This is a genomic window from Paenibacillus sp. TAF43_2 (assembly GCF_052113545.1).
Classification (GTDB): domain Bacteria; phylum Bacillota; class Bacilli; order Paenibacillales; family Paenibacillaceae; genus Pristimantibacillus.
On sequence record NZ_JBFRDK010000177.1, the window covers coordinates 1 to 12406 of the forward strand.

Annotated in this window: 12 protein-coding genes; 10 read left to right on the plus strand and 2 right to left on the minus strand. The window is 43.0% G+C overall.

Going from position 1 to position 12406, the window contains the following annotated elements; genetic code table 11:
• Window positions 1-580: 580 nt before the first annotated feature.
• Window positions 581-1201 (minus strand): transcriptional repressor LexA, encoded by a 621-nt coding sequence (gene lexA, locus AB4Z17_RS26990; protein WP_441907518.1) that lies wholly within the window; start codon window positions 1199-1201, stop codon window positions 581-583.
• A gap of 159 nt (window positions 1202-1360) precedes the next feature.
• Between lexA and yneA the strand changes: the two genes are divergently transcribed.
• The 8 genes from yneA to AB4Z17_RS27030 all read left to right on the plus strand — a co-directional run bounded on the left by yneA (window position 1361) and on the right by AB4Z17_RS27030 (window position 7763).
• Window positions 1361-1735: a cell division suppressor protein YneA gene (yneA, locus tag AB4Z17_RS26995; protein WP_441907519.1), complete on the plus strand. Its 375-nt coding sequence runs from the start codon at window positions 1361-1363 to the stop codon at window positions 1733-1735.
• Between the two features lie 160 nt (window positions 1736-1895).
• Window positions 1896-2615 (plus strand): ABC transporter ATP-binding protein, encoded by a 720-nt coding sequence (locus AB4Z17_RS27000; protein WP_076265809.1) that lies wholly within the window; start codon window positions 1896-1898, stop codon window positions 2613-2615.
• Entirely contained in the window at window positions 2605-3960 is a 1356-nt protein-coding gene (locus tag AB4Z17_RS27005) for an ABC transporter permease (RefSeq protein WP_441963225.1), read from the plus strand. Before AB4Z17_RS27000 ends, AB4Z17_RS27005 begins: the two co-directional genes overlap by 11 nt.
• A 26-nt stretch (window positions 3961-3986) precedes the next feature.
• Window positions 3987-5069 carry an efflux RND transporter periplasmic adaptor subunit gene (locus AB4Z17_RS27010; protein ID WP_441963227.1) on the plus strand — a complete coding sequence of 361 codons (1083 nt, stop codon included), beginning with the start codon at window positions 3987-3989 and terminating at the stop codon, window positions 5067-5069.
• Between the two features lie 121 nt (window positions 5070-5190).
• Entirely contained in the window at window positions 5191-5382 is a 192-nt protein-coding gene (locus AB4Z17_RS27015; protein ID WP_076265812.1) for a DUF896 domain-containing protein, read from the plus strand.
• 45 nt (window positions 5383-5427) lie between these two features.
• Window positions 5428-6417, plus strand: coding sequence for an aldo/keto reductase (locus AB4Z17_RS27020; RefSeq protein WP_441963228.1), 990 nt, complete (start codon window positions 5428-5430; stop codon window positions 6415-6417).
• Between the two features lie 26 nt (window positions 6418-6443).
• Window positions 6444-6950, plus strand: a complete 507-nt coding sequence (locus AB4Z17_RS27025) for a hypothetical protein (RefSeq protein ID WP_441907522.1) — start codon at window positions 6444-6446, stop codon at window positions 6948-6950.
• 24 nt (window positions 6951-6974) lie between these two features.
• The gene (locus tag AB4Z17_RS27030) at window positions 6975-7763 is read left to right on the plus strand and encodes an HAD family hydrolase (RefSeq protein WP_441963230.1); all 789 of its coding nucleotides are present in this window, start codon (window positions 6975-6977) and stop codon (window positions 7761-7763) included.
• Between the two features lie 73 nt (window positions 7764-7836).
• Here the strand turns inward: AB4Z17_RS27030 and AB4Z17_RS27035 are convergent, their stop codons facing one another.
• A complete protein-coding gene (locus tag AB4Z17_RS27035; RefSeq protein ID WP_076265816.1) occupies window positions 7837-8385 on the minus strand; it encodes a 1,2-dihydroxy-3-keto-5-methylthiopentene dioxygenase in 549 nt (182 codons plus the stop codon).
• A gap of 142 nt (window positions 8386-8527) precedes the next feature.
• Here AB4Z17_RS27035 and metH point away from each other — a divergent pair, with 142 nt between their 5' ends.
• Together metH and AB4Z17_RS27045 are read left to right on the plus strand one after the other, a co-directional pair.
• Complete coding sequence (gene metH / locus AB4Z17_RS27040) at window positions 8528-11968, plus strand: methionine synthase (protein ID WP_441963232.1); 3441 nt, start codon at window positions 8528-8530, stop codon at window positions 11966-11968.
• A 110-nt stretch (window positions 11969-12078) separates the two neighbouring features.
• A partial coding sequence (locus AB4Z17_RS27045) for an MBL fold metallo-hydrolase (protein ID WP_441963233.1) occupies window positions 12079-12406 on the plus strand: 328 nt, incomplete at its 3' end.

Genomic DNA, 12406 nt, shown 5'->3' on the forward strand with positions numbered 1-12406 from the left:
TCCGAAGCCAAAGCCGCCGCAACTGCAAGCAATGATCACCAGTAGAATGAATAATACTAAGATGATTCCTAAGCTTGAGAAAGCTCCACCCACGTAACCGGACATTTTTCAATGCACCTCCTTACGAGTTGAATACACAGTATGTTATGCGTGATAAATTCATAGTGATTGGGTGTTTGTCATTAGCTGATTAATTCATGATTTCGTAACTGTGAACGATGAGATCGCTGGCTTTGCAATAAACAAAAAAGTGACTGAATATGACAGACACTATAATTTACTTGCACATTTTTTTATTATGTGAAAATATAGAAGATCTGGTGTTGGCAAACAAGCAGCTTAGCTAGTTATACAAAAGCATAGTGGAGAGTGGGAGCTGTATCAGCTTGAACGTAATGTTCCCGCACAACAATTTTGGACCCATGTCATTGGAGCGCTAAAAAGTTAGAATTTTGTTGAAAGGCTTGAGAATGGCAGACGATACCAAACCTTTAAGCAAGATCGTTAACATAATAGTCAAAGAAAAGGCTGAATCAACGTCGTTGATTCAGCCTTTTCTTTATGTACATATTAGTTGGTATTAATGAATATCACGGAAAAGTCCAATGACTTTACCTAGAATCGTTACATTTTGAAGTAATATAGGCTGCATTGTGGAATTTTCCGGCTGCAAACGAATATGATTTTTCTCTTTGTAAAATGTTTTGACTGTTGCTTCGTCGTCCTCAGTCATTGCAACGACGATCTCACCATTGTTTGCCGTTTGCTGTTGACGAACGATAACATAATCCCCGTCATGAATACCTGCTTCAATCATACTCTCGCCCATGACATTCAATATAAAAACACTGCTGTCACCAACAAAATGAGAAGGAAGCGGGAAATATTCTTCAATATTTTCTGTAGCAGTAATCGGCACACCAGCGGTAACTTTACCAACAATAGGTACTCTAGCAACGGAAAGCGGGATAATGCCATCAGAGCTTTCTTGATCCAAAATTTCAATAGCACGCGGTTTAGTAGGATCTCGGCGTATTAAACCTTTTTTCTCTAGACGGTCCAAATGACCGTGAACGGTTGAACTGGACAACAATCCAACAGCTTCGCCGATTTCTCGAACGGAGGGTGGATAGCCTTTCTCCCGAACTTCATTCTTAATAAATTCAAGAATTGAATGTTGTCGGTTAGAAATCTTCGACACTGCAATCACTCCATTAGTAGGTTTGCAAAAAATTATAACATAGAACTCGAGTTCGTACAAACATAAGTTCTTAAGTACAGAGGTTCGTATTTTTTTCGTTGACACCAAACGTTTGTTCGTGTAATCTAAAAACAGAACAAACGTTTGGGGTGTTGATAAATGATAACCAGTCCAAGTTTTTATAGAACCATTCATAAACAAGATACGAACAAAGCAACAAAGGTCAACCGCTTGATTAAGCATTTCATAAAGCGTCATACTGTTAAGCTCGTCGTTTGCACTGCTGTGTTTTTCTTATTGTTTACGAGCTTCCTACTTATGGGGACATACGCTTCGAGTAATACTCCGGAAGCCGCTTCCGCGGAAGAACAAATTATTAGGGTGCAATCAGGCGATACACTTTGGAATATTGCAAAACAAGTTTCAGATGGCAGCCATGATATCAGATATATCGTATATTTGATTAAAGATCGGAATGATCTGCAATCAACAGTTATAAAGCCAGGACAGAAGTTAATTATTCCTAGCATTTAGCTTGATTTTCCATTACAATTCAATAGTTCATACAAAAAATTACTTTCTATTTAAAGTAGATGCAGGCCAATCTACTTCTTTAGAAAGTTTTTTTATGTTTACTGCAGGGTTTACCCTTGGTTTTGCCGTCTATTAAAGGGGACTGAAAGGAGATGCTATTTTGTTACGAGTTGAAGAGTTATCCCACTCATTTATGAATGGGCATGAAACGACCACTGTACTGCAGAAAATAAGCTTTCACGTACATAAGGGAGAAATGATTGCGTTGTTAGGGAGCTCCGGTTCCGGTAAATCTACATTACTGAACTTAATGGCTGGCTTAATGAAGCCTACAGAAGGCCAAATCTTTATTGCGGACCATAATATTGTAACGATGAATGAAAACCGATTGGCAGAGTTTAGACGGAAGCATATCGGATTTATTTTTCAAGCGTATGAGTTGATAGCCAACTTGACGGTTAGGGAAAATGTGGAGCTTCCGCTAGTATTTCAATCGATGCATCCTTCAATACGGAAGAAAAAAGCTCTTTCGTTATTAGAGCAGGTAGGAATTCCTGATAAAGCAGAATTATTCCCATCTCAGCTCTCGGGAGGACAACAACAGCGTGTCAGTATTGCAAGATCATTGATAACAGAGCCATCGGTTATTTTTGCGGACGAGCCTACCGGTAATTTGGATACCAAAACAGAGGAAGAAATTATTATGATTTTGAAGCAGTTGAATAAAACGATGGATACTACATTTATTATCGTAACCCATGAACGTGAGGTAGCAGCACAAACAGAAAAAATTATCACGCTGCGAGATGGTTATCTCGTAACGGATCAGGAAGCCGCACGAGAAAGTATGCTTGCGGGGGGAATTCAAATTGAGAATTAGTGATATTACAAGATTATCATGGGATCAGGTAAGGCGCAGGAAGGTAGTTACGGCATTATGCGCTGCGGGTATTTCTATTGGATGTGCTGCAATTATAATTGCACTTAGTATCGGTGAATCTGCTCAAGTTTACATTGAGAAACAAATGAATAGTTACTTGAAGATGGATGAAATAACGGTAACAGCGAGTACAGGAGCATACGCTGGCGGCGGAGCATCCACAGCTGATGAAGATTCTTTGCAGAAAGGCAAGTTAACTAAGCAAAAGCTTGACATCATGAGACAAATCGAACATGTCAAAGCGGCATCACCATATCAACAGCTTAACTATATGGAGACGATGACGTTAGATGGTCTTACTTCACAAATTCAAACTGAAATTATAGGTACAGATATTGAGATGCTTTCCGCTTTTGGAAATGACATCAATCAAGGAGAAGCAACGAATGTATTAGGTACCATCGTTCTTAACTATGGAGCGACAATGGGATTTATTGATGAAGAGTCGAAACGTAAAATTCGAGAGCAAATCGATGCCAATCCCTATGATGAAACGGTTTATCAGCAATTTGAGAAGTTAAATCGTGTGCCAGGGGCTTTATATCAGAAGCAAATACAGCTTCGCTCCTATTCACCTGATGGCCAAGTCGTGTTGAGCGGACCTCTTCGTGTAATAGGCGTGCTCAAGAAGCCAGCAGGGGTCAGTGATGAGCAGTCGATGTATGACAAAAAAGGTTATGTCTCATTAGAGACAGCGGAGCTCCTGAAGAAAGAGTTGAAGCTAGGGAGTGATGAGCAGGAAGCTTATAACTCTATTATTGTAAAAGTAGATAACCAAGCAAAGATTGAACAAGTAGAGAAGCAGCTGCAGAAACTAGTCGTTACTACGCGAACAAATCTACAGCAGAAGGAACAGCTCGCAAATGAATTTAAAATCATTAAAGCTGCGGCACTTGGTATTGGTGTGTTTATTCTAATCATAGCTTCGATATCGATCGTAGTAGCGATGACGATGTCTACCTATCAAAGACGTAGACAAATTGGGATTATGAAGGTGCTTGGTGCGAATTTGGCTCAAATCCGCAACATGTTCATCATTGAGGCAGCACTGCTCGGATTGCTTGGTGGATTGTTAGGTGTACTTTTCTCCTATTGGATTGTATGGGGTATAAATGCCCTCATTTATAACTTATCCGGCGAGACGGACTCTGTCATTATTTTCATTCCATTTATAACGATTCCAATAGGGATGGCTTTTGCGCTTGCAACAGGTATACTATCGGGTATTTATCCAGCAATAAGCGCTTCACGTACGGATGCTTTAACAGCGATTAGACGCGATTAATTTATGGTTGAAGAAGGAGCTTACATATGAAAAGAAAAATAAAGTGGGGAATAATCGGTATTATTATTATTGGGATAAGTTTTGGACTATACAAGATAGGCAATCCTCCTAGGCAAACAGAATTCGTTTCTGATTCTCAGCCAATTACATTCCAAGTGACGAACGAAACGATAGTTAATACGGTTGAAGTAAAGGGAAAGTCATTGTATGAGCAGGAAACACTCATCTATGCACCTTATGGCTCCGAGGTTAAACAGTGGGCGGTAGAAGACGGGCAGCAGGTGAAAAAGGGTGATATATTGTTTAACCTGGATCAGACGGCAGTACAAAACGATATTTTACAAATGGAGGCAGTTCTGCGAAAAGGCAAGCTTGAGGCTGAGTTAAACGATTACCTCAATCAATTGAATGACGAATCAGCGGCAATGGAGTCAACGGAAGAGGCGCGAAAAAAAGTGCTCGTTGAAAGAGAAATCACACGTTTATCCAAGGATGTTAATGAAGTAACAGCGAGCATTCAAGCTAAGGAGCTGCAGCAAAAGAAAAAAATGCTTAATGAATCCAGCTTTCGTTCACCAGCAACGGGAATCTTTTTATTCGATAATCCTAACAAACGGCCACGGGCATTGACCGTCAATGACTATATCGGCAAAGTCGTTGACTTGAACAAATTGCAATTTATCGCCTTAGTGGGCGAACAGGATGTGTTTCGAATTAAAGCGGGCATGCCGGTCAAGGTGAAGATGAATGCGATGAAAGAGCTGAATCTTTCAGGCAAAGTGCTTAAAGTTTCTAAGTTTGCAAAAACGGGAACGGATCAAAACAATTTAAATCAAGCCGCACAATTTGAAGTCGTAATCGTGCTTGAGCCTAACGAGTATTTGATTGCCGGCCTTAGCCTCAGCGGTGCTATTGAAACTGAACGCAAAGAAAATGCAATATCAGTGCCATCGATTGCGATTATTCGCGAGAAAGATAAACATTTCGTGATGCTCGATACAGGCAATGGTCAATATGAGCGTAAGGAAATAAAGATTGGCCTCGAAACGCCAGAACAAACAGAAGTGCTTGAAGGATTGAAGCCAGGCGATCAAGTTGTTTTGCAATAACGAATGCTGCTGTCTGTCGTTACTTTATTCGAGAYGAGCTCTGTTGCCTTGACAACTGATTGGTGGAAATGTAAAAGTAGAGAGTAGAGTTTTTTTCATCATGAGAGGAGTAGAGCAAGTAATGGAATTCGATAAAATTATAGAACGTATTAACGAGCTGGCTCGTAAAAATAAATCGGAAGGTTTATCCGATGAGGAAACGGTTGAGAGAGAAGAGCTTCGCAAGCAATACTTGACTGTTTTCAAAAGCAATTTCCGTCAACAGCTAGATAAAATCGAAATCGTTGATGACAAAGATAATGTTAAGCACTAATGAATGTACTGTGTAATCATTTAATATCCAAGATGGGGTGATTAGATGAATTTCAAACTATTAGGCAAAAGTGGACTAGCTGTTTCTGAGCTTTGTTTAGGCACCATGACATTCGGCAATACGACAAGTGAGGAAGATTCGATCGAGATGATCGATCGTTTTGTTGATCGTGGAGGCAATTTTCTCGATACGGCCGACGTTTATGTGAGCGGTCGTTCCGAGGAAATCGTCGGCAAAGCGATCAAAAACAAACGATCTGACATCGTTCTTGCTACAAAAGTGCGAATGACAACATCGAGCAATATTAACGGAGTAGGCTTGTCTCGCAAACATATTATGGACGGTGTAGAAGCTAGTCTTAAGCGGCTACAGACTGATTATATCGATCTGTATCAAGTGCATGTATGGGATCATGCGACTCCGATAGAGGAAACGCTGCGCACACTGGATGACCTCGTTACTTCCGGTAAAGTTCGTTACATAGGATGTTCCAATTTTTTTGCTTGGCAGCTGATGAAATCACTAGCGTATAGCGATGCTAGCAGATATGTGCGTTTTGTATCGATTCAGCCTCAATACAGCTTAGTGAGCAGACAGATGGATCGTGAAATGCTGTCGCTTTGTTTAGAGGAGAAAGTCGGAATTATTCCTTGGGCCCCGATTGGCGGCGGTTTTCTAACTGGACGCTATACAAGGGAAGAGCCAAAGGAAGGGCGTCTAACTTCCAAAGTAGGCGAGAGCGCGTGGAATCTGCGGTCTAATGATAAAAATTTTGAAATTCTCGACGCATTGCTGGAAGCAGCGAAAGAGCTGGATAAATCACCTGCACAGGTAGCTTTAAGATGGCTCATTCAGCGAGAAGGCATTACTTCACCGATTTTTGGTGCGAGCAAGCTGGAGCAATTTGAAGATAATATTGGCGCCATCGGCTGGGAAATGCCTAGCGAGGTTTGGAACCGTTTGGAGCAAATAAGCGCGCTTCCGGAAGATTACCCTAATCGTTTTATAGAAAAGTTTCGCAGACCGTTTGAATAAGGTATTTAATTAGGAGGAGAATTTGTTTGTCACGTTCCTGGGAGCGCAAAGTGCGCAAAAATATGAATGTCGTAAATAAGCAGCGCAAGAAGCAAGGAAATGGTCAAATCGTTTTTAATGCAGAAAAATCAGAAAAAATCGTTGGCCGCAATTTTATTGCGCCAATTCTTTTGATTTTGTTTATCGGGATGTACGTTATTTTGATGTCCAGCTCCTCTACATTTAAAATGGATACGATGTTTTGGATTACGGTAGGATGCTACATTTTGCTCGCGGCTTTGTTCTTTTTCCGCAGACCGTATATTACGATCGGCAAAGACTACATTCAATCACGTCGTCTAACGGGAGACAAGCGTATTCCAGCAGCATCGATCAAAGGCTTCAGCGTGCAAAAAGGTTATGTGGTCGTGGAGATGCAAAAAGGCGGAAACTGGGTGTTCTCTAAATTGACGAACCGTTTTCCAACCGATGAAATTGGAGAGAAGCTGAAATTATTTGCAAATGCTAATGGAATCGCTTTTCAGCAAAAATAAATAGGCAGGAGAGTTCGAACAACGATGGCTAAACAAGCAGTATTATTTGATCTGGATGACACATTGCTGTGGGATGACCGCAGCGTTAAGGAAGCTTTTGAAGCTACATGCCAAGCGGCAGCAGCAGAATGCGGAGTTGATCCGAGCGAGCTTGAAGAATCCGTTCGCCGTGAGGCAAGAGCTCTCTACGAATCCTATGAAACGTTCTCGTTCACCAAGATGATCGGGATCAATCCTTTCGAAGGACTCTGGGCACCGTTTCTTGAAGGTGAACAGGAGGAATTCCGCAAGCTTGAGTCACTTGCTCCGGGTTATCGGAAAGCAGCTTGGACACAAGGCTTGAAAGCACTTGGCGTTGATAACGAGGAGCTAGGTGCGAAACTGGCTGAGCAATTCCCGGCTGAGCGCCGCTTGCGTCCTATCGTATATGAAGAAACATTCCGCGTACTAGACGCGCTCAAAGGAAAATACAAGCTGCTTTTGCTTACAAACGGCTCACCTGATTTACAGCGTGAGAAGCTTGCAGGCGTACCGGAACTAGTGCCATACTTCGATCATATTATAATTTCGGGTGAATTTGGAGAAGGAAAGCCGGCTGCATCGATATTCAAGCATGCGCTTGAGCGTCTTGGCGTAGAGACGGATCATGGGATCATGGTTGGAGATAAGCTGACAACGGATATTCTTGGTGCAAATACGATTGGTATGACATCAGTTTGGATTAACCGTCACGGCGTTGTTCGCAATGACGAGATTGTCCCATCATATGAAATTAAACATTTGGAAGAGCTTYTTCCTTTGCTTGAAGTTTAACCTTGCAACAAAAAAGCCCCTCGCGGACAGCTTGTGCTGCTGAAGAGGGGCTTGCATTATTTTTGATTTAATATTAGGCCTGATTAGCAGCGAACTTGTCGTCAGCAAACGGATGAGCGATCCAGCCTTCTGTTTCAATGAAGAGACGAACGGCTACGATTTGGCGGTTATCCATTAGCGTGAAGAAATGTGGTTTGTATTCCGGAACGGAAATGACATCGCCAGCTTCAAGCTCAACGTCGAAATAACCAACATCATCAGTACCTTTTATAATAAAGATGCCGCGCCCTGCTGTAATCGCACGAACTTCATCTTCTGTATGCGTGTGTACATTTTCAAACTTTTTGAGCAGCTCGTCTAAGTTAGGCGTAGCATCGGACAAAGCGATAATATCCCAAGTTTGATATCCACGACGCTGTGCCAAATCTTTAATTTCTTCGTCATATGTCGCTAAAATTTGCTGTTTCTCTTCATCGGAGAGAACGAATTTTTGCTGTAAATCTTCTGCTAGCTTGCTTGGATTCCAATGCTCGTAAAGCACCTCTTGCTGTTCTAGAAATGCACGAACAGCCTCTTCCCCTTGAATCCGTTCTTCAGTATTGCGAATTCTAATTTCAGCCATGAACATTCCCTCTTTTCCTATAGAGATTAAATGATATAATGATTATAAAACAAATCAAATGGATTGTCGATGGATTACCTTTTCACCACACAGGTATTCTGATAAACTATGTGTTAATGATTTTTGGGAAGGGTGTAGTATTTTGTCAAAACCGACCATACAACAAATGCTTCAGGAGCGCATACTTATTTTGGACGGCGCGATGGGCACGATGATTCAACAAGCTGGATTAACTGAAGATGATTTTGGTGGAGCGGAACTGGACGGTTGTAATGAAATACTCGTACTGACACGTCCTGACGTTATACAGTCTATTCATGAGCAGTACCTTGAGGCTGGCGCAGATATTTTGGAAACCAATACATTTGGTGCGACGAGCGTTGTACTCGATGATTATGATATTCCTGAAAAAGCGAGAGAGATCAATCTAGCAGCTGCAAAATTAGCGCGTGATGCATGTGATAAGTACAGCACGCCAGACAAGCCTCGTTACGTTGCTGGCGCGCTTGGACCAACGACGAAAACCTTGTCCGTAACCGGAGGGGTAACTTTCGATGAGCTCGTCGAGAGCTATTATGAGCAAGCGCTTGCTTTAATCGAAGCTGATGTGGATGCATTATTGCTTGAAACCTCACAGGATACGCTTAATGTCAAAGCAGGCAGCATCGGTATTCGCAACGCCTTTGACAAACTTGGCAAAGAGCTGCCGATTATGATTTCGGGTACGATTGAGCCGATGGGAACGACGCTCGCTGGTCAAACCATCGAATCGTTCTACATTTCGTTAGAGCATTTGAAGCCGATTTCCATCGGACTCAACTGTGCGACAGGCCCTGAGTTTATGCGGGATCACCTGCGGACACTGAGTGAAATCGCAAACGCTGCAATTAGCTGTTATCCAAATGCAGGCTTGCCGGATGAGAACGGGCATTACCACGAATCACCAGAGTCGCTGGCTAAGAAAATGTCAGCATTCGCTGAACAGGGCTGGTTGAATATTGCCGGAGGCTGCTGCGGAACAACTCCTGACCATATACGAGTAATGGCTGAAACCATGGCGAAGTTTGCTCCGCGCACGAAGATGGGCGAGCATCCAGATGCGGTTTCAGGTATTGAGACGGTATTTATTGAACCGGAAAACCGCCCGATCATGATCGGGGAACGAACAAACATATCCGGTTCGCGGAAGTTTAAACGTCTACTTAAGGAAGAGAAGTTTGATGAGGCTTCTGAAATTGCACGTGCACAGGTGAAGGGCGGCGCCCATGTCATCGACATCAACCTGCAGGATACCGATATTGATGAAGCGTATGCGGTACATCAATTTTTGCCGCAAGTCGTAAAGAAAATAAAAGCACCGCTTATGCTGGATTCTACTTATGATCATATTATTGAGCTGGGTCTGAAATATTCGCAAGGTAAAGCGATTATTAACTCCATTAACTTGGAGGATGGAGAATCCAAGTTTGAGAAGATTTTGCCATTAATCCATCGTTATGGAGCAGCAGTTGTTATGATTCTAATCGATGAACGCGGCCAAGCGGTAACGCGTGAAGCGAAGATGGAAGTTGCGGAACGTTCCTACAATCTTCTAACTCAGAAATATAAGATGAATCCGGAAGATATTATTTTTGATCCAAATATGTTCCCTGTTGGCTCGGGTGATCCGCAATATATCGGTTCAGCTGTTGAGACGCTGGAAGGAATTCGGATGATCAAGGAGAAGTTCCCGCGTGCCAAAACGATCTTGGGTCTGAGCAACATTTCCTTCGGTTTGCCAGATTCAGGTAGGGAAGTACTCAACTCGGTGTACTTGTACCATGCGACAAAAGCAGGGCTAGACTACGCCATTGTTAATACAGAGAAGCTGGAGCGTTATGCATCGATCCCTGATGAAGAGCGTCAACTGGCTGAAGAGCTAATTTATAACACGACGGACGAGACGCTTGCTGCGTTCGTTGCCGCATTCCGTGACAAGAAGGTAGAGAAGAAAGAAAAAATTTCGAATCTCTCGCTTGAGGAACGTTTAGGCTCATACGTAGTCGAAGGTACAAAAGAGGGGCTTATCCCGGATCTGGATGAGGCGCTGAAGAAATATACGGCGATGGAAGTCATCAACGGGCCGCTAATGCGCGGGATGGAGGAAGTTGGCCGTTTGTTCAATGGCAATGAGCTCATCGTTGCAGAGGTGCTTCAAAGCGCTGAGGTAATGAAAGCTTCGGTAACTTACCTTGAATCATTTATGGAAAAAAATGAATCCTCCGTCAAAGGTAAAATTATTTTGGCTACCGTAAAAGGCGATGTTCATGACATCGGAAAAAACCTAGTCGAAATTATTTTATCAAACAACGGTTACAAAATTATAAATTTAGGCATTAAGGTACCGCCGGAGCAATTAATTGAAGCTTATCGCAATGAGAAGGCCGATGCTATCGGTTTGTCTGGTTTGCTCGTAAAATCCGCACAGCAAATGGTTATTACAGCGCAGGATTTGCGTACAGCAGGCATTGATGCACCGATTCTTGTTGGCGGCGCGGCGCTTACACGTAAATTTACGAAAACGAGAATTGGCCCGGAATATGATGGACTTGTTCTTTACGCAAAGGACGCAATGGACGGTCTTGATATCGCCAACAAGCTGATGGACCCTGAACATCGATCACGGCTTGAAGATGAAATGGCCGCTTTTAAAGCGTCTGGCGGAGTATACGAAGAAGAGAAGAAACCATTGCCGCAATTGACGCGGGCTGTTCGTTCCAAAATCTCACCGGATGCGCCTGTATTTACGCCGCCGGATTTGGATCGCCATATTCTGCGTGATGTACCGCTTCCTCATGTCATACCTTATGTCAACATGCAGATGCTGCTTGGTCATCACCTCGGACTAAAAGGCAATGTTGATCAATTATTGAAGGATGGCAATGAAAAAGCAGTGCAGCTTAAAGCAACTGTTGATGAAATATTGCAAAAAGGAACGACCGATGGCATTATAAAAACCCATGGTATGTACCGTTTCTTCCCAGCGCAGTCCTCAGGCAATGATATAATTATTTACAACCCAGTGGACCCGCGTCAGGAAATTAAGCGGTTTACATTCCCACGTCAACAGGTGGAGCCTTACCTATGCTTATCTGACTTCTTGAAATCAGTGGATAGCGGCGTTATGGATTATGTTGGTTTCCTAGTCGTAACCGCTGGACACGGCATTCGTGAAATTGCGAATGAATGGAAGGATAACGGCGATTATTTGCGCTCGCATGCACTTCAGTCCGTAGCTCTTGAGGTTGCAGAAGGAATGGCAGAGCGTGTCCACCATATTATGCGTGATATCTGTGGTTATCCAGATCCTGCGGAGATGACGATGAAGCAGCGTCATGGCGCTCGTTATCAAGGCATTCGTGTATCGTTCGGATACCCGGCATGTCCAAACCTTGAGGATCAGGAGCCATTGTTCGATTTAATGAGACCCCAAGATATTGGCGTCGAATTGACTGAAGGCTGCATGATGGAGCCAGAGGCATCCGTATCTGCAATGGTATTCGCTCATCCAGAAGCACAATATTTTAATGTTGAGAAACTATAGCGTATAATAACAAAGAGCCCTTGAGCGTTCGTAATGACGAGCTTAAGAGGGCTCTTCGTTTCAATTCCAGAAGTCGAGGCCGCAGGGCTGAGAGTGAGGTGGATAATAATATGAATATGTGGTTTTTGGGAACGGGGGCAGGAAGACCTTCGAAGTATCGCAATGTAACAGCCGTGGCGCTGCAGCTTCCTGAGCCAACGTGCAGTTTGCTGTTATTCGATGCTGGAGAGGCAACGCAGCATCAGCTTATGAGAACATCGCTTAAACTGAATAAGATTGAATACATATTTATTACACATCTGCACGGTGATCACATTTATGGGCTGCCTGGCTTGCTCAGCAGTCGCTCTTTCGATGGCGGGATCACACCTGTACAGCTTTTTGGTCCTGTTGGGATTAGGAGCTATATTGAGACAACCTTTGCGATTAGTGCTACGC

Excerpts from the sequence above, each read along its gene's own strand:
- AB4Z17_RS27035 (WP_076265816.1), bottom strand. The coding sequence starts at position 8,385 with ATGGCTGAAATTAGAATTCGCAATACTGAAGAACGGATTCAAGGGGAA.
- yneA (WP_441907519.1), top strand. The coding sequence starts at position 1,361 with ATGATAACCAGTCCAAGTTTTTATAGAACCATTCATAAACAAGATACG.
- AB4Z17_RS27020 (WP_441963228.1), top strand. The coding sequence starts at position 5,428 with ATGAATTTCAAACTATTAGGCAAAAGTGGACTAGCTGTTTCTGAGCTT.
- AB4Z17_RS27010 (WP_441963227.1), top strand. The coding sequence starts at position 3,987 with ATGAAAAGAAAAATAAAGTGGGGAATAATCGGTATTATTATTATTGGG.
- AB4Z17_RS27015 (WP_076265812.1), top strand. The coding sequence starts at position 5,191 with ATGGAATTCGATAAAATTATAGAACGTATTAACGAGCTGGCTCGTAAA.